Source organism: Bosea sp. Tri-49, assembly GCF_003952665.1.
Taxonomy (GTDB): domain Bacteria; phylum Pseudomonadota; class Alphaproteobacteria; order Rhizobiales; family Beijerinckiaceae; genus Allobosea.
This window is the reverse complement of sequence record NZ_CP017947.1, coordinates 93,212-109,352: the sequence shown is the minus strand read 5'-3', so window position 1 is coordinate 109,352 and position 16,141 is coordinate 93,212. Positions and strand designations below refer to the sequence as shown.

General features: G+C 64.2%; 16 protein-coding genes. 5 read left to right on the top strand and 11 right to left on the bottom strand.

Features of this window, described 5'->3' with window-relative positions; all coding sequences use genetic code 11:
• Position 1: 1 nt before the first annotated feature.
• From BLM15_RS29545 to BLM15_RS29525, 5 genes are all read right to left on the bottom strand, one after another.
• On the bottom strand, positions 2 to 952 hold the full coding sequence (locus BLM15_RS29545) for an ABC transporter ATP-binding protein (RefSeq protein ID WP_164547725.1): 951 nt from the start codon (positions 950 to 952) through the stop codon (positions 2 to 4).
• Entirely contained in the window at positions 949 to 1,914 is a 966-nt protein-coding gene (locus BLM15_RS29540) for an ABC transporter permease (protein ID WP_126116499.1), read from the bottom strand. The genes BLM15_RS29545 and BLM15_RS29540 overlap by 4 nt, the downstream gene beginning before the upstream one ends.
• A complete protein-coding gene (locus BLM15_RS29535; RefSeq protein WP_206734950.1) occupies positions 1,907 to 2,806 on the bottom strand; it encodes an ABC transporter permease in 900 nt (299 codons plus the stop codon). The genes BLM15_RS29540 and BLM15_RS29535 overlap by 8 nt, the downstream gene beginning before the upstream one ends.
• Positions 2,807 to 2,852: 46 nt before the next feature.
• Positions 2,853 to 4,421, bottom strand: a complete 1,569-nt coding sequence (locus tag BLM15_RS29530; protein WP_126116497.1) for an ABC transporter substrate-binding protein — start codon at positions 4,419 to 4,421, stop codon at positions 2,853 to 2,855.
• Between the two features lie 332 nt (positions 4,422 to 4,753).
• Positions 4,754 to 5,695 carry a LysR family transcriptional regulator gene (locus BLM15_RS29525; protein WP_126116496.1) on the bottom strand — a complete coding sequence of 314 codons (942 nt, stop codon included), beginning with the start codon at positions 5,693 to 5,695 and terminating at the stop codon, positions 4,754 to 4,756.
• A gap of 157 nt (positions 5,696 to 5,852) precedes the next feature.
• On the opposite strand from BLM15_RS29525, the gene BLM15_RS29520 reads away from it, so the two are divergent.
• Both BLM15_RS29520 and BLM15_RS29515 read left to right on the top strand, forming a co-directional pair.
• Entirely contained in the window at positions 5,853 to 6,182 is a 330-nt protein-coding gene (locus tag BLM15_RS29520; protein WP_126116495.1) for a nuclear transport factor 2 family protein, read from the top strand.
• The gene (locus tag BLM15_RS29515) at positions 6,179 to 6,958 is read left to right on the top strand and encodes an SDR family oxidoreductase (RefSeq protein WP_126116494.1); all 780 of its coding nucleotides are present in this window, start codon (positions 6,179 to 6,181) and stop codon (positions 6,956 to 6,958) included. The genes BLM15_RS29520 and BLM15_RS29515 overlap by 4 nt, the downstream gene beginning before the upstream one ends.
• 19 nt (positions 6,959 to 6,977) lie before the next feature.
• On the opposite strand, the gene BLM15_RS29510 is transcribed toward BLM15_RS29515, so the two are convergent.
• On the bottom strand, positions 6,978 to 7,475 hold the full coding sequence (locus BLM15_RS29510; protein ID WP_126116493.1) for a MarR family winged helix-turn-helix transcriptional regulator: 498 nt from the start codon (positions 7,473 to 7,475) through the stop codon (positions 6,978 to 6,980).
• Positions 7,476 to 7,620: 145 nt separating this feature from the next.
• Between BLM15_RS29510 and BLM15_RS29505 the strand changes: the two genes are divergently transcribed.
• A complete protein-coding gene (locus tag BLM15_RS29505; RefSeq protein WP_126116492.1) occupies positions 7,621 to 8,406 on the top strand; it encodes an alpha/beta fold hydrolase in 786 nt (261 codons plus the stop codon).
• A gap of 60 nt (positions 8,407 to 8,466) precedes the next feature.
• Positions 8,467 to 10,086: a GMC family oxidoreductase gene (locus BLM15_RS29500; protein WP_126116491.1), complete on the top strand. Its 1,620-nt coding sequence runs from the start codon at positions 8,467 to 8,469 to the stop codon at positions 10,084 to 10,086.
• A gap of 253 nt (positions 10,087 to 10,339) precedes the next feature.
• Here BLM15_RS29500 and htpG read toward each other — a convergent pair whose 3' ends face one another.
• From htpG to groES, 4 genes are all read right to left on the bottom strand, one after another.
• The gene (htpG, locus tag BLM15_RS29495; protein WP_126116490.1) at positions 10,340 to 12,223 is read right to left on the bottom strand and encodes a molecular chaperone HtpG; all 1,884 of its coding nucleotides are present in this window, start codon (positions 12,221 to 12,223) and stop codon (positions 10,340 to 10,342) included.
• Between the two features lie 407 nt (positions 12,224 to 12,630).
• The gene (locus BLM15_RS29490; protein WP_126116489.1) at positions 12,631 to 12,846 is read right to left on the bottom strand and encodes a hypothetical protein; all 216 of its coding nucleotides are present in this window, start codon (positions 12,844 to 12,846) and stop codon (positions 12,631 to 12,633) included.
• 72 nt (positions 12,847 to 12,918) lie between these two features.
• Complete coding sequence (gene groL / locus BLM15_RS29485) at positions 12,919 to 14,544, bottom strand: chaperonin GroEL (RefSeq protein ID WP_126116488.1); 1,626 nt, start codon at positions 14,542 to 14,544, stop codon at positions 12,919 to 12,921.
• Positions 14,545 to 14,602: 58 nt separating this feature from the next.
• Entirely contained in the window at positions 14,603 to 14,917 is a 315-nt protein-coding gene (groES, locus tag BLM15_RS29480) for a co-chaperone GroES (protein ID WP_126116487.1), read from the bottom strand.
• A gap of 254 nt (positions 14,918 to 15,171) precedes the next feature.
• On the opposite strand from groES, the gene BLM15_RS29475 reads away from it, so the two are divergent.
• On the top strand, positions 15,172 to 15,441 hold the full coding sequence (locus tag BLM15_RS29475) for an usg protein (protein ID WP_248310666.1): 270 nt from the start codon (positions 15,172 to 15,174) through the stop codon (positions 15,439 to 15,441).
• A gap of 36 nt (positions 15,442 to 15,477) precedes the next feature.
• On the opposite strand, the gene BLM15_RS29470 is transcribed toward BLM15_RS29475, so the two are convergent.
• A complete protein-coding gene (locus BLM15_RS29470) occupies positions 15,478 to 15,771 on the bottom strand; it encodes a DUF982 domain-containing protein (RefSeq protein WP_126116485.1) in 294 nt (97 codons plus the stop codon).
• Positions 15,772 to 16,141 lie beyond the last annotated feature (370 nt).

Below are 16,141 nucleotides of genomic sequence, written 5' to 3'. Positions count from 1 at the left end.
GTCAGGCGCTCCGCCAGCAGGCGCGCAAATGCGCCCCCGCGCCCCGCAGGGCAGGCCGCACATGGCAATCCACATCCGCCAGGGGGCAGCGGGAGAAGTAGTCGCAAGCGCCCTCGCCTGGACTCTCGGCCAGGGGGGCGGGGGCGGCCGTCCGCAACGGACGGCCCGGTCGCGGCACCGCGTCCAGCAGCAGGCGCGTATAGGGATGGCGCGGCGCGCTGAAGATCGCCTCGGCGCTGCCGGATTCGACGATCCGGCCGCGATACATCACCGCGATCCGGTCGCAGAACTCCGCAACCAGATCGAGATTGTGCGAGATGAACAGCAGGGCGATCCCGGAGCTGGCACAGATGTCGCGCAGCAGCGCGACCACCTGCGCCTGAACGGTGACGTCGAGCGCCGTCGTGGGCTCGTCCGCGATCAGCAGGCGCGGCCGGCAGGCGATGGCCATGGCAATCAGGACGCGCTGGCGCATGCCGCCGCTGAGTTCGTGGGGATATTGGCCGCTGCGCCGGCGCGGGTCGTCGATGCCGACCTTGGCGAGGAGTTCTTCGGCTTGCTGGTGTGCCGCCTTGCGGCCGGGGTCGTCATGGCTGCGGATGGCGTCCACGAGTTGCCGGCCGACCGTGAAGGCGGGATTGAGGGCGGTCATCGGGTCCTGGAAGATCATCGCCACCTTGCGGCCGCGCAGCTCGCGGCAGGCGCTTTCGGGCAGGCTGGTGATGTCCTGGCCGTCGAGGCGCATCGCGCCGCCCACGATGCGACCGGCGCGTCCGAGCTGGTGCATGACGGCGAGCGCCGTGACGCTCTTGCCCGAACCAGACTCGCCGACGATCGCCAGCTTCTCGCCGGCCATGACCTGAAGCGTCACCCCGTGGACGACCTTCCGGGCTGCGATCTCGGGACCGAAGGCGATCGAGAGATCGGTGAGGGACAGTGCGGGAGCGGTCATAGCGCCGGCCCTCCGTCGCGCCGCCGGGGATCGAGCACCGTGCGGAGCGCATCGCCGACCAGATTGAAGCCGATCACGGCCAGGAAGATGGCCAGGCCCGGCCAGGTCGCGACCCACCATTCGTCCGAGAAGGCGAGCGAGCGCGCATCGGCCAGCATGCCGCCCCAGCTCGGTGTCGGCGGCTGCACGCCGAGGCCGATGAAGCTCAGCGACGCCTCGATGATGATGCCGATGCCGATCAGCACACTCGCCTGCACGAAGATCGGCGAGAGGATGTTGGGCAGGATGTCACTGGTCATGATCGACCACGCCCCCGCGCCCTGCAGGCGCCGCGCTGCGACGTAGTCCGCCTTGGCCTCGGCCAGGGCCAGGCCATGGGCGACACGCGCCAGCCCGGGAATGAAGAGCATCCCGACGAGCAGGATGATCTTGGCTTCGTTCGGGAGCAGGAGCGGGCCCAGTTGCACCGGCCCGGTGCCGAAGATGCCGACGATCGCAATCGCCCAGACCAGCAGCGGTATCGCCGCGAAGATGTCCATGAGGCCGAGCAGGACACTCTCGACCAGCGTCCCGCTGTAATAGCCGGACAGGGTCCCGACCAGGAGGCCGCCCAAGAGCCCAATGGCGACGGTGAGCACGCCGATCATCAGGGAGCCCCGCGCACCCCATACGAGCCTGGCGAAGATGTCGCGCCCCATCTCGTCCGTGCCGAGGAGGAACGACCCGCCGGGCGGCTCCAGCCGATGCTCCATCATCAGGTCGAGCGGATCGTGCAGCGGGAGCCAGGGCGCCGACAACGCGGCCAGGCAGAGCAAGCCGACGATCACCAGGCCGACCAGTCCGATCCGGGTTCCGGCAAGGCGGCGCACGAGATCGGCAAGCGCGGAGAGCGGACGCGAGCGCCTGGCTCCGGCGGCCTTAGCCGCGGGCGCGGTTTCCGTGGAGCGCACGACGTCAAGCATGTCGCAGCCTCGGATTGATCAGCCTCTGGATGAGATCGGCGACAAGGTTCGAGACGATGAACATCGCCGTGACGACCAGAACGGTAGCCTGGATCATCGGGTAGTCGCGCTGCGTGATGGCCGTCAGCAAGGCCCGCGACAGGCCGGGTATGTTGAAGACCAGCTCGATGATGATCGCCCAGCCGAACATGTAGCCGAACGACATGCCGGCGACGCTGACGAAGGGCGGCAGCGCGTTCTTGACCACGTAGCGGGCGACGAGGCCCCGGCTCAGGCCGAGCGAATGCGCGGTGCGGACATAGTCCTGCCCCAGGACCTCGATGACGGCGGCGCGCATCAGGCGGCTCAGCGCACCGATATAGTAGAGTGCGATCGACAGGGCCGGCAGCACCAGAGAGGCGAGATGGGCGTGCCAGCCCTCGGCGAGCGGCGTGATCCCGATAGGTGGCACCCAGCCCAGCTTGACGGCGAAGACGCGGACCAGGATCAGGGCAAGCCAGAATCCCGGAACCGACACGGCCATCAGGGACAGCATGCGGATCAGATGGTCCGGCCAGCGGTCTTCGGTCAGCGCCGCGATGAGACCGAGCGGAATCGCGCCAGCGAGCGTCAGCAGGAAGGTGACCACCACCAGCTCGACCGTCACGGGCAGGCTCTCCAGGAGCTCGAGATCGATGGAGCGGCCGGTGATGTAGGACTGCCCGAACCCTGACCGGGGAAGCTGCGCAACCCAGGCGGAATACTGCGCCGGCAGGCTGCGATCGAGACCGCGATCATGCTCGAACGCCTGGATCTGCTCGGCGGTGGCATCGGCGCCGAGCACGATCCGTGCCGGCGACAACGGGGTCAGCCGCGTCAGCGCGAAAAGCACCGCGCTGACCACGATGAGCACCCCAAGGCTGCTGGCTATCCGACCTGCGAACCACATGGTCCTTGCCTCAGCGCGCGTCGGTCGGGGCGACGTCGGTCAGGCGAAGCGTGATCCCCGTATTGGGCTCGAATCCCTGCACATTGGTCCGCCAGAGATTGAAGCTGTGGATCGCGCCGATCCAGGTCGAGGGCGAGTCTTCCGCCAGGATCGCCTGCATGTCGGCGAGGATCGGTCCGAGCGATGGCTCGTCGTCGACGCGGAAGCTGTCGGCCAGGAGGGTGTTGAGCCGCTCGCTGCTGTAGCCGGAACTGCGCGTCATCACCTGGTTCGGCGTATAGATGCCCTGGATGATGAAAGTCGGGTCAGATGGGCCGATCACTGCCATGAGCACCGAGGCCTGGTTTCCGGCGAAGACCTGCTCGATCAGCTGACCGGTCTCGAGCGGCTGGAGTTTCACCTTGATCCCCAGCCGCGCCAGCGAGGCCTGGATGAACAGGGCCGCATCGCCGACATCCAGCAAATAGCCTTGCGAGGAATAGAGCAGCTCGAACTCGGCTCCGGACGCGTAGCGGGACTTGGCGAGATAGGCCTTCGCCTGGTCGAGATTGAAAGCCAGTCCCTCGGCGGCCTTGGCGTTATACCACCAGGCCGAGGCCGGCGCCGGCACCGCCGAAGGCTCGACCAGGCCGTTGAAGATCTTCTCGGCGATGGTCTTGCGATCGGTCGCCAGCGAGACCGCTTTGCGGAAATTGGGATCGTCGAACGGCGGTTTGCGGGTATTGTGGATCATCAGCATCAGGCTGCCGAGCGCCGGGCGGCTGCCCCCGGTGATGCCCTGCGCCCTGGCCTGCCGCAGGCGGACATAGTCGCGGACGGGGGGCGCACCGATGATGTGCACCGACTTCGACAGCAGCGCAGCGATCCGGGCCGCCTCCTCGGAGACGATCCGCACGCGCAGCCGGTCCCAGGCGATGCTGTCCTTGCGCCAGTAATTCGGATTGCGGCGGAACTCGACGACATCGTTGGAACGCGCCGAGACGAAGATGCCGGGCCCCGTTCCAAGCCCCTCGGGCTTCTGCTGGAAAACCTCGTTACCGTATTTCTCGCGGCTCCCTGCCGGAAAGATCCCCATGTACTTGGTCATGTAGTCGAGGAAGGGTCGGAAAGGCGTCTTCAGCTTGAAGCGCACCTTGTAACGATCTAGGACATCGACGGATTCGATATTCGTCCAGACCGAGCGCCGCAGCGCCTTATGAGTCGGATCGAGCATGTAGTCGTAGCTGTACTTCACGTCCTCCGCGGTGAACGGCTGGCCGTTCTGGAACGTGACGTCGTCGCGTAGCTCGAAGACATATTCGGTTCGGTCGGCGGAGATCGTCGGCATCGCCTTGGCGAGCATCGGCCGACGGCGACCTTCGCCATCGATCTCGATCAGGTTCTCGAAAATCAGCTGATTGACCACCATGGCATCGTGATTGCCCTGGTTGATCGGGTCGAACGTCGAAGGGTTCGACGGGATCGCTACGACCAGGGAGCGCTCATCGGCCGCGCGTGCCGCGAACGAACCACCGAGCCCCCCGATTGTGACCGCTCCACCTTGGAGAAAAACACGACGATTGAGAGAGACAGAAGCCATGGTGATCCCCTCGTGGAAACGTTTCCATCGTTACTGGAAACGTTTCACCGACTGATCTGCTTGTCAAGTGGGTTGGAGTTCGATCGGCATCGGCAGTGATCCGTGATGCGCGGAAATTCTCAATGCCGATTGCGGGACGTACGGGAAACTGACCGCCGGTGACCAGCATAATTCGAATCGGGAAAGTGCCACCTTCTACTTTTTGCTGGCGGCTGATCAGTTTGCCCGAAAGCGGACCTCCACCGCGTCGGCTAAGGGCCACGAACGCCCGTCGCCAAGACGGGCGTGATGCGCCAACAGCTGACTCTCGCCACCCGCCCATAGGCGGACCTTTATCGTGATGCGATTTGACGGCCGCGCCACCCGAGATCGGCATCAGAAGCCGAGGTAAATTCGCGTGCGAGATTGATGAATTCCTTGAACGCGGCGGACGGATTCTTGCGCCCGGGATAATAGAGGCACAAGGGCGCCACGGGCTTCATCCAGTCTTCGAGGACGCGGATCAGGCGGCAGGCTGTGATGTCTTCACGGACGTCGGATTCCATGAATAGACCCAGGCCGATCCCGCGCAGGACGGCGGTCCGCGAAAGGCTGGCCTCGTCGAGGGTGATGGGGCCTTGCACGTCGATCTGGACAGGCTCGCCGTCTTTCTCGAAGTGCCACTTGTAGATGCCGCCATTTGGCAGCCGGATGCGGATGCAGGTGTGATTGAGCAGATCGAGCGGCACCTGTGGTCTGCCGTGCGCTTCGAGATACGTCGGCGAAGCCACAACGACGTAGGATCGTGCCTGGCCAATCGGAACAGCGATCATGTCGCTCGGCACGAAATCCGCGCTTCTGACGCCGAGATCAAAGCCGTCGGCCACCACATCGAGCAAGCGCCCCTCGGTCACGAGGTCGATGTGCACCTGCGGATATCGGCGCAGATACTCAAAGACCAGCGGCTCCAGGATTTCGCGGGCAGCAGTCGGGAACGCGTTGATCCTGATCGTCCCGGACGGCACCTCCTGTTGCGACATGGCGCTGTCCATGGCGCTGTGAATCTCAACGAGAGCAGGGCCGATCTGTTCGACGAAGTTCCGCCCGGCGTCGGTAAGCGAAACGCTCCGCGTCGTCCGATTGAACAGACGGACGCCGAGCTGCTTCTCGAACTTCGCGATGAGATTGCTCAGCGCCGTTGTGGAGATCTGCAGTTCCACAGCCGCTGCCCGGAACGATTTCCGACGCGCGACCGCCATGACGGCATCCAACTCGATGAGATTACGGCCGATCATTGTCCCGGATTTCGCAACGTTTCATCCCGATTTATCCCGATTATCAGTCCCGCTGTCCATCGTTAAGTTGATGTCCGTGGAAGCAACCGCTGAGGCAAGATCTCAACAGGTCAGCCGGCGGCCAGGTCTGCAGAATTCAACGCTGAGGATGGCAACAATGTCTCTTGAACTGCCTTCACCGATCGCGCGGTACTTTACCGCAGACCACAATCCCAATCCCGAAGCGATGGCCGATTGCTTTTCGGACACCGCTACTGTTCGGGATGAGAACCACGTCCATACTGGCAGGGACGAGATCCGTCAGTGGAAAGTGAAGTATTCGAAGAAATTCACCGCGACGTCGACGCCGATTGCGATCGAACGTGAGCGCGGCCGCACCGTCGTGACCTGCCACGTCGAGGGAAACTTCCCGGGCAGCCCGATCGACCTGCGTTATTTCTTCCGCCTGGAAGGCGACAAGATCGGCGAACTGGAGATCACCCTGTGAACCCGTTCATCAGCCTCGAAGGCAAGCGGGCGCTCGTGACGTCCGGCACCCGTGGCGCAGGCGCCGCAACCGTCAAGCTTTTCCGCGAATTGGGCGCCCGGGTCCTGACCAGCGCCAGGTCGAAGCCGGAAGACCTGCCGGCCGAGATGTTCGTCGGCGTCGATCTCACGACGCCGGAGGGCTGCGCGCAGCTGGCACAGGCCGTCCGCGAGCGCTTGGGCGGAGTCGACATCATCGTGCACATGCTGGGCGGCTCTTCCGCCCCGGCAGGAGGATACGAGGCGCTGACCGATGAGGTATGGCGCAAGGAGCTCGACCTCAACCTGATGCCGGCCATTCGCCTCGATCGCGAGCTGGTGCCGGCGATGACGGCGCAAGGCAGCGGTGTCGTCGTGCACGTCACTTCCATCCAGCGCGTCATGCCGCTGCCGGAAGCAACGATCGGTTACGCGGCGGCGAAGGCGGCGCTTGCTTCCTACAGCAAGAGCCTCTCCAAGCTGGTCTCTCCCAAAGGCGTTCGGGTCGTCCGTGTCTCGCCGGGATGGATTGCTACGGAGGGGTCCGTCCACTTTGCGGAGCGCCTTGCCGAGCAACAGGGCGTCAGCGTCGCGGCGAGCACGAAAATGATCATGGCCTCTCTCGGCGGAATCCCGATCGGTCGCCCGGCGAGTACCGACGAAGTTGCGAGCCTGATCGCTTTCGTCGCCTCGGACCGAGCGGGAAGCATCACCGGGACCGAGTACATCATCGATGGTGGGACCGTGCCGACGGTCTAGGCGGCCTCTGCCCTTAACGTCAGGCCTTGGGGTCGGGCTCCATACGAGGCCCTCCTACGCCTAGAGCACCGGTATGGGCGTAGATCGCGTCGCGTAGTTGCCGGATCAGCTGGTTGAGCTTCCCAAGGTCGCCAACCGTCTGTCCGGACGCTTCGAGCAGATTTGCGTTCAGGCAGCCGGCACGAAAGCGAAGAGCGTCGCCTTCCGGGGTGAGCGCGATGATGACCTGGCGCTCGTTCTCGGGATTGCGGGTGCGACGCAGCAGGCCCGCGGCTTCCATCCTCTTGAGCAGCGGCGTCAGCGTGCTGGACTCCAAGGCAAGCTGCTGAGCGATACCGCCGACCGTCTGGGCGTCTTCGCGCCAGAGGACGTTGAGCACGAGATACTGCGGATAGGTAAGCCCTAGGCCATCGAGCAACGGCTTATAGGCCCGCTGGATCGCAATCTCGGCGGAGTAGATCGAGAAGCAAAGTTGGTCCTCCAGCGGCACTGGCGGAGCGGTGGTGGCGTGGGTCATCGGCAGGCCCTTCGCAGCGGTTCACGGAACCGTGATCTCGAAAACATATATCGCGACAAATCTCACGTTGACAAGTGTGGCCGCGCATTGCAAATCAGATATCGCAATAACAGTTACTGCAATATTCGAACGAAGGAACACTGTCATGAACAAGTTTATCCGCAACACACTCCTCGCCGCAGCCGCCATCGGTAGCATGTCGCAGGCCGCCCTCGCCCAGCCTGCGAGCACGGCGCAACCTGCCAAGAATGTCGTTCTGGTTCACGGCGCTTTCGCCGACGGATCGGGATGGAGGGGCGTCTATGACTTGCTGACGGCTCGCGGCTATCGCGTGACGATCGTCCAGAACCCGCTGACCTCGCTCGAAGACGACGTCGCAGCCACCAAGCGGGCGCTCGAACGGCAGGACGGCCCGACGATCCTCGTTGGCCATTCCTGGGGTGGCACCGTCATCACCGAAGCGGGCGTCGATCCCAAGGTCACCGGGCTCGTCTATGTCTCTGCTTTGTCTCCGGATGCCGGCGAGACGACGGCCCAGCAATATGAGGGCTTCGCGCCGGCGACCGAGTTCGTCCTCGACAAGGCCCAGGACGGCTTCGCCTTCGTCGACCACGCCAAGTTCAAGGCCGGCTTCGCCCACGATGTCTCCGACGCGGACGTCGCCTTCATGCGGGACTCGCAGGTGCCGATCAACCTGTCGGCCTTCGGCACCAAGCTGAAGAACGCCGCCTGGCGCACCAAGCCGAGCTGGGCCGTCATCGCCAGTGAGGACAAGGCCTTCGATCAGGCGATGCTCGATCACATGGCCAAGCGCATCGGCGCCAAGGTCACGAAGGTCTCGGCCAGCCATGCCCTGTTCATGACCCAGCCCAAGGTCGTCGCCGATGTGATCGACCAGGCCGCTCGCCAGGCGTCGTCCGCCGCGAAGTAACGGCCAGCCGCGCATCGCGGTCCCCGAAACGGCCCAGCGCCGAACTGGAAAGATCGAACCATGACTGATGCCTCCGCCCCCGGCGATGCCGGGGGCTTCGAACGACGCGCGCGTGAAAATCAGGCGGAGCGCAGAGCCAACCTCAAGACCATCTACGACTTCATCGTCTGCGGCGCCGGTTCGTCGGGATCGGTGGTTGCGCGCCGCCTGGCCGAGAACCCGGCTTGTACCGTCCTTCTGATCGAGGCCGGGCCCGACGACGAAGCGGATTCCGTTCTGGACCCCGCCCTGTGGCCCACCAATCTCGGTACCGATCGCGACTGGGGATTCCAGGCCGAGCCGAATCCGCATCTCGATGGTCGAGCCCTCTCGATGTCGATGGGCAAGGGCCTCGGCGGCGGTTCCAGCGTGAACGTCATGGTCTGGGCCCGCGGCCACCGCAGCGACTGGGACCATTTTGCGGCGGAGACAGGCGATCCAGCTTGGAACTACGCCTCGGTGCTCGACATTTATCGTCGGATCGAGAACTGGCAGGGTCGGCCGGACGCCAAATATCGCGGCACTACCGGCCCGGTCTGGGTTCAGCCCGCCAAGGACCCAAGCTTGATCGCGGGCGCCCTGCTGGATGCAGCGGAAGGTCTCGGCATCCCTCGCTTCGATCATCCCAATGGCGAGATGATGGAAGGCGTCGGCGGGGCTGCCTATGCCGACATGCTGGTTCGCGAGGGCCGACGACACTCCCTCTACCGTGCCTATGTCCGGCCGATTGCCGATCGTGCGAACCTGACGATCCTCACTGGGACGAGCGTTCGGCGTGTGCTGTTCGACGGGCGCCGCGCCATCGGTGTCGAGATCGAACGAGCCGGCTCGATCTCATCGATCAAGGCAAGCACTGAGGTCATGATCTCGACCGGTGCGATCAATACGCCCAAGCTGCTGATGCTGTCCGGGGTGGGCGATCGTGACGAACTGGCACGGCTCGGCATACCCGTCGTCCAGCACCTTCCCGGCGTCGGCCGCAATCTGCAGGATCACGTCTCGTTCGGATGTACGTGGGAGTACCGTGAGCCGCTTGCGCCGCGCAACAGCGGCAGCGAGGCGACGCTCTACTGGAAGAGCCGGCCCGACCTCACCGCGCCGGATCTGCTCTTCTGCCAGGTGGAGTTCCCGGTTCCGAGCGAGCGGACGGCGCAACTGGGCGTGCCAGCCCATGGCTGGACGATGTTTGCGGGGCTCGCCCAGCCCCATAGTCGCGGTCGGATATGCCTGACGTCGGCAGATCCAACTGACAAGCCTGTCGTTGACGCCAACATGCTGTCGGATCCGCGCGACCTGGAAGCGGCTCGGGCTTGTGTGAAGCTTTGCCGCGAGATCGGCAGCGACGCATTCAGGCCGTTCGTCAGCGCCGAACGTATCCCTGGAACCGGTCGTCACATCGACGATGCGTTCATCCGAGATGCGGCGGTGACCTACTGGCATCAGTGCGGCACCGCAAAAATGGGCTCGGATGACATGTCGGTGGTTGATGCCAAGCTCGCGGTGCATGGCATTACCGGCCTGCGGATCGCCGATGGCTCGGTGCTGCCGCGTGTAACGACCGGCAACACCCAGGCTCCTTGCGCCGTCGTCGGCGAGCGAGCGGCCGACTTCATACGACGGCAGTACGGGCTAGAGCCCTGACTTCTCCATGCTAGCAATAGTCGAACCGCGATGCCTGCGCTTCGGCTATTGCTACATGAGATCCAAATGATGCTGCCAACGATCTCGATCTCGATCGTTGCCGTGGGCCGTGACCTCGACTAGCCGACCGCGAGGCGCCACATCCGGACATTCAGAAGCGGCCCGGAACCGGACATTCAAAGCTGAGCGTACGGGGCTGCGCGGCAATCTGCACAGCCAGCAAACATCGCAAAGCGTTCCCTGGCTCCACCGCTCAGCCCTCGCCGAAGCTCCGCGTCACCAGCCGGTTCAACCTTTCGGCGAATGCGTTCGCATCTGCCGGGCGCTCGCCGTCCAGGACGCGGGCAGTGTCGAGGAGGAGGTGTGCAACGTCGCTGCGCAGCGCGCCGTCTTCGACGGCAGCGAGAGCCGCGACCACCGCATGACGCGGATTGACCTCCAGGATCGGCTTGGCCGCGCTGTCGAGACGGCCGGCAGCATTGAGCAGGCGCTCGAACTGGCGATCGGGCCCCTTGTCGGACGCCACGAGGCATACGGCGCTCTCGGTGAGTCGATCCGAGGCCCTGACATCCGCGACCTCGTCCGCCAGGGCGTCCTTCATCGATGCGAGCAGAGCGCCGACCTCCTCGCTGGTCTCGGCGGAGGGTGGCGCCACGCCGTCGAGCAGCGGGATGAGGCCGAGATCGGCGGCACCCTGCGTCACCGACTTGAACGGCTTACCCTCGAAGTCAGGTGCGGCCGAGACCCAGAAGCTGTCGACCGGATCGGATAGCAGCAGCACCTCGATGCCGCGTGCGCGAAAGCCTTCGAGCTGCGGCGAGTTGGCGATCCGGCCGGCATCGTCGCCGACGATATAGTAGATCGCGGTCTGGTTTTCCTTCAGGGCGACGACATAGTCTTTCAGGCTCCTCCAGCCTTCGCCGGATGCGGTCGTCCGGAAGCGCGACAGCTCGAGAAGCTGGGCGCGGCGCTCGAAGTCCTCATAGAGGCCTTCTTTGATGACCACGCCGAAATTCTCCCAGATCGTCGCGAAGGCCCCGGCATCCTGCTCGGCGAGCTTCGCGAGATCGGAGAGGACACGGTTGGTGACGCCTTTCTTGATCGCGCCCAGCAATGGGCTGTCCTGGATCATCTCGCGGGAGACGTTCAGCGGCAGGTCGGCGGTGTCGACGATGCCGCGGACGAAGCGCAGATAGCGCGGCATCAATTCGGTTTCGTCGGTGATGAAGACGCGCTTCACATAGAGCTTGATCCGCCCCTTGCGGTCGGCGTCGAAGAGATCGAACGGGCGCGCGCCCGGAACGAAGACAAGTGCGGTGTATTCATGCCGGCCCTCGGCACGGAAATGGATCGTCGCAGCCGGCTGGTCATATTGCCCGGCGACGCTGCGATAGAAGTCGGCGTATTCCTCCTTCGAGATCTCGCTCTTCGGCCTGGTCCAAGGCGCGGCGCCGTCGGCGAGCGTGGCCGGCTCCGCTCCCGGCTTCTCGACCAGCGCGATCGGCACCGGGACATGACCGGACTGCTCCTTGACGATGCGCTCCAGTGTCCAGCGCTCGGCATAAGTCTTGGCGTCGTCCATCAGGCGCAGCGTCACTCGCGTGCCGCGTGCGGGCGCGTCTGCCAAGGCAACCGGCGCCACCGTGAATTCGCCCTTGCCGTCCGAGGACCAGGCCCAGGCCTCGTCGCTGCCGGCGCGGCGGCTGACGACTTCGACCTCGGCGGCGACCATGAAGGCGGAGTAGAAGCCGACGCCGAACTGGCCGATGAACTGTGCGCCGTCCTTGCCTTCGGCGGCTGTGGTCCGCTCCATGAAGCTGCGCGTGCCGGAACGGGCGATGGTGCCGAGCGCCTCGACCATCTCGTCGCGGCTCATGCCGATGCCGTTATCGGCGATGACCAGCCGGCTTGCCTCGGCGTCCGCCGCGATGGTGATCTCGAGCTTCGGCTCCGCGCCGAGCAGCGCGGGCTGCGCGATCGCCTCGTAGCGCAGCTTCTCGCAGGCGTCGGCGGCGTTCGAGATCAGCTCACGCAGAAAAACGTCTCGGTCGGAATAGACCGAATGCACCATCATGTGCAGGAGGCGGGAGACGTCGGCTTCGAAGCTGCGGTGCTCGGCTGCGGCGGTCGTTGTCATTCGGAACTCCCGATTAGATGAGGCAGAAAGGCGTTTCGGGCGAAAGGCGGCGTCTCGCGGCTGCGTGCCGAACTCTGCCGATGCCGATCATTTACCCTCCGCCACTCGTCCGTTGGATATTGTCCTGATCAAAGCGAGTATGGCGTTCAAACGCGCGGTCGCGAACTCGCCCGCGCCAGGCAATTGAGCCTCGATGTGAGTGGAGACGGTCTGCCAGGTTGCCGATCCATCTCGAGTCATGACGGCCAAGAGATTGTCCTTGAGCCCGCATGTTGCGCTCTCGGCGCTCGTAATCATGGCTTTGAACCGGTCGGAAGGGGAGATTTGCTTGGGGTCCTGTGGGCCATCGGTCATGTCGGATGCCAAATATGATAGAGATGAATGTAGAAGCTTCCGAGCGCGCTCGCCTAGGCTTTCTCGCGAAACCGATCGATCGCTCGCTGTGCGAGATCCTCCTCGTCGAGCGCCAGCGGAACCAGCGAAGCCACGATATAGGCGAGGTTGTTTCGCTCCTGCTCGTTCGAGCCTTCCGGAAACGACGGCTTGAGCTTTGCCCATGCCCTTTCCAGAGCGGCTTCGGCACGAGCCAGGTAGATGGGGTCGGTCAGCGATGAAAACGGCATGGCTTCCCTCGGCATGCCTGGAGATTGTGGCGTCGGAAAAGGGCGCCGCGGAAGCCACGGCGCCCTCGGGGCTCAATAGTCCATGCCACCGCCAGGCATCGCCGGGGCCGCTTCCTTCTTCGGGAGCTCGGCGACCATCGCCTCCGTGGTGATTAGGAGGCCGGCGACCGAAGCCGCGTCTTGGATCGCCGTGCGCACGACCTTGGTCGGATCGATGATGCCGGCCTTGACCAGATCGCCGTACTCGCCGGTCTGGGCGTCGTAGCCCCAGGCGTAGTCCTGCGCCTCCAACAGCTTGCCGACCACGACCGCGCCATCGCCGCCCGCATTCTCGACGATCTGGCGGGCCGGAGCGGTGACCGCCTTGCGGACGATCTCGATGCCGGTGCGCTGATCGTCATTGGCTGCCTTAAGGCCTTCCAACGCCTTGACCGCGCGCAGCAGGGCGACGCCGCCGCCCGGCAAGATGCCTTCTTCCACCGCAGCGCGAGTGGCGTTCAGGGCGTCGTCAACGCGATCCTTCTTCTCCTTGACCTCGACCTCAGTCGCGCCGCCGACGCGGATAACCGCGACGCCGCCGGCGAGCTTGGCCAGACGCTCCTGGAGTTTCTCGCGGTCGTAGTCCGAGGTGGTCTCCTCGATCTGCGCCTTGATCTGCGCGACGCGGGCCTCGATTTCGGTCTTGGAGCCCACCCCATCCACGATCGTGGTGGTCTCCTTCTCAATCCGTACCTTCTTGGCGCGGCCGAGCATGTTAAGCGTGACGTTCTCAAGCTTGATCCCGAGGTCCTCGCTGACCGCCGTGCCGCCGGTCAGGATGGCGATATCTTCAAGCATGGCCTTGCGGCGGTCGCCGAAGCCGGGCGCCTTGACCGCAGCGATCTTGAGGCCGCCGCGCAGCTTGTTGACGACGAGGGTCGCCAGAGCCTCGCCCTCGACGTCCTCCGCCACGATCAACAGCGGCTTGCCGGTCTGAACCACCGATTCCAAGAGCGGAAGCATCGTCTGAAGACCCGAGAGCTTCTTCTCGTGGATCAGGATGTAGGGATCCTCGAGCTCGGCGACCATCTTCTCGGTGTTGGTCACGAAATAGGGCGAGAGGTAGCCACGGTCGAACTGCATGCCCTCGACGACGTCGAGCTCGGTCTCGGCGGTCTTGGCTTCCTCGACGGTAATGACGCCCTCCTTGCCGACCTTCTGCATCGCCTCGGCGATCATCGCGCCGATGGTGCGGTCGCCGTTGGCGGAGATGGTGCCGACCTGGGCGACCTCCTCCGAGCCGGTGATCGTCTTGGAATGCTCGCCGAGCGACTTCGTCACCGCCTCGACGGCGAGGTCGATGCCGCGCTTCAGGTCCATCGGATTGATGCCGGCGGCCACCGCCTTGGCGCCTTCGCGGACGATCGCTTGGGCCAGCACCGTCGCGGTGGTCGTGCCGTCACCGGCGGCGTCGTTCTGCTTCGAGGCCACCTCGCGCACCATCTGGGCGCCCATGTTCTCGAACTTGTCGGCAAGCTCGATTTCCTTGGCGACGGTGACGCCGTCCTTGGTGATGCGCGGAGCGCCGAACGACTTCTCGATCACGACGTTGCGGCCCTTGGGCCCCAGCGTGACCTTGACCGCATTTGCCAGCGTGTCGACGCCGCGCAGCATCCGCTCGCGCGCGTCCTGCGAAAACTTCACGTCCTTCGCAGCCATGATTCCTCACTCCTTCAGACTTGAGGTTTCAGGTTGATGGTTCAGAAAAAGGGCCCCGTCAGGCGGCCTGCTTGAGGGTCGCGGCCGCCTCGACCACGCCCATGATGTCGCTCTCCTTCATGATCAGGAGATCTTCGCCATCTATCTTGACCTCGGTGCCGGACCATTTGCCGAACAGCACGCGGTCACCGACCTTGACATCGAGTGGGACAAGCGTGCCGTGCTCGTCGCGGCCGCCGGGCCCGACAGCGACGATCTCGCCCTCCTGCGGCTTCTCCTTGGCCGTATCTGGGATGATGATCCCGCCTTTCGACTTCGCCTCGGCGTCGATGCGCTTGACGACGACGCGGTCGTGCAGTGGCCGAAACAGCATGAGTTCCTCCATTTCCATATCAGTCACAATGTCAATGGGCGGCCCGTACGGGTCTCGCGGCAAGGTTCCGCGCGCCCTGAAGGCGCCTGCCCGTGCGATGATTTGGTTTGCCGCATTTTAGCCTTCAAGAGGCTGGCAGCACTTTTTTTAATCGAGTGCTAACAGGCTGATAAGGCAGCGCAAATGCAACTTCTGCCTTGCGGAAGCGTTGCACATGCGCTGCCATGAGCAGTGCAACCATGGAGCTGAAAGGAATGGCTTCCACCGACTTCGCCCGCCAGATCGCGGGCTACGGGCTGACCACTGCCGGCATCCTCTACCGCCTGCCGGATCACCCTTCGATCCTCCAGGAATATGTCTGGCAGGACTACGATCTGGCGCCGCGCTTTCCGCAGCTCAACAAGTTTCTGGCCTTCTGGGAAGCCAAGCTCGACGGCAAGCTCTTTCGCATCACTGTAACGCACAAGGATCTGATCGGGCCGGCCGATCTCAGCGCGATAAACGGCGAATTCCAGCTGCATTGAATGGAAGCAGCCCGCCGGGCTGCTTCCTGATCGAACTCAGGCGAAATTCCGCGGGTCCGCTCGGGGCCCGCGGGACATGAGGGCGACATCCGGAGCCAGGATATCCTGCTTCTCGGCAAAGGCGGCAAAGACGCCGCGTGCCGTCTCCGCCTCGATGTCGCCGCGCACAGCCGCCTGACAGGCCTTCATGGCAAAGCTGTGGGCTGGATCACGTCGTCCCGCGGGCCAATCTGCCAAGAAGAGGTATGCTTCCATTGCGGAGGAGATCACGGTTGGCAGCCCGAAGGCGGTCAGAACGATAATTGGCCGCTTAAACTCATCGAGCTTCATCGTGATACTCCCCGGCCAAGCAGTGGAATGTTCTCATCACCATGTCCTCCGATCAGGCTGACAGAGTCTCGGCGCCGTGCGACAGGCTCTCGACCTCACGATCTGGGCTGTCACCGCGATCGAGTGCGATAAGCGCGTCCATGACCTCGTCGAATGAGACCGGCTCGGCGGCAAAATCAGGATGCCTCAGCTGCGGGCATGAGGTGACCGCGCAGGCATCAGAGGCCCAGGAGGACAAGATCGCTCGTCTCTCTCCCGGCGTTAAAGCCCTATCCTCGAGGACATCTCGCGGCCTTCGATAAAAACAGCTCGGCCGCAGCAACCGATCGATCGTCGCGTCACCGCATACGGTTGAGGCAAACGGAACTGG

Coding starts and splice junctions, on each gene's coding strand:
- BLM15_RS29545 (WP_164547725.1), bottom strand. CDS start 952: ATGACCGCTCCCGCACTGTCCCTCACCGATCTCTCGATCGCCTTCGGT.
- BLM15_RS29540 (WP_126116499.1), bottom strand. CDS start 1,914: ATGCTTGACGTCGTGCGCTCCACGGAAACCGCGCCCGCGGCTAAGGCC.
- BLM15_RS29530 (WP_126116497.1), bottom strand. CDS start 4,421: ATGGCTTCTGTCTCTCTCAATCGTCGTGTTTTTCTCCAAGGTGGAGCG.
- BLM15_RS29525 (WP_126116496.1), bottom strand. CDS start 5,695: ATGATCGGCCGTAATCTCATCGAGTTGGATGCCGTCATGGCGGTCGCG.
- BLM15_RS29520 (WP_126116495.1), top strand. CDS start 5,853: ATGTCTCTTGAACTGCCTTCACCGATCGCGCGGTACTTTACCGCAGAC.
- BLM15_RS29510 (WP_126116493.1), bottom strand. CDS start 7,475: ATGACCCACGCCACCACCGCTCCGCCAGTGCCGCTGGAGGACCAACTT.
- BLM15_RS29505 (WP_126116492.1), top strand. CDS start 7,621: ATGAACAAGTTTATCCGCAACACACTCCTCGCCGCAGCCGCCATCGGT.
- BLM15_RS29500 (WP_126116491.1), top strand. CDS start 8,467: ATGACTGATGCCTCCGCCCCCGGCGATGCCGGGGGCTTCGAACGACGC.
- htpG (WP_126116490.1), bottom strand. CDS start 12,223: ATGACAACGACCGCCGCAGCCGAGCACCGCAGCTTCGAAGCCGACGTC.
- BLM15_RS29490 (WP_126116489.1), bottom strand. CDS start 12,846: ATGCCGTTTTCATCGCTGACCGACCCCATCTACCTGGCTCGTGCCGAA.
- groL (WP_126116488.1), bottom strand. CDS start 14,544: ATGGCTGCGAAGGACGTGAAGTTTTCGCAGGACGCGCGCGAGCGGATG.
- groES (WP_126116487.1), bottom strand. CDS start 14,917: ATGCTGTTTCGGCCACTGCACGACCGCGTCGTCGTCAAGCGCATCGAC.
- BLM15_RS29475 (WP_248310666.1), top strand. CDS start 15,172: ATGGCTTCCACCGACTTCGCCCGCCAGATCGCGGGCTACGGGCTGACC.
- BLM15_RS29470 (WP_126116485.1), bottom strand. CDS start 15,771: ATGAAGCTCGATGAGTTTAAGCGGCCAATTATCGTTCTGACCGCCTTC.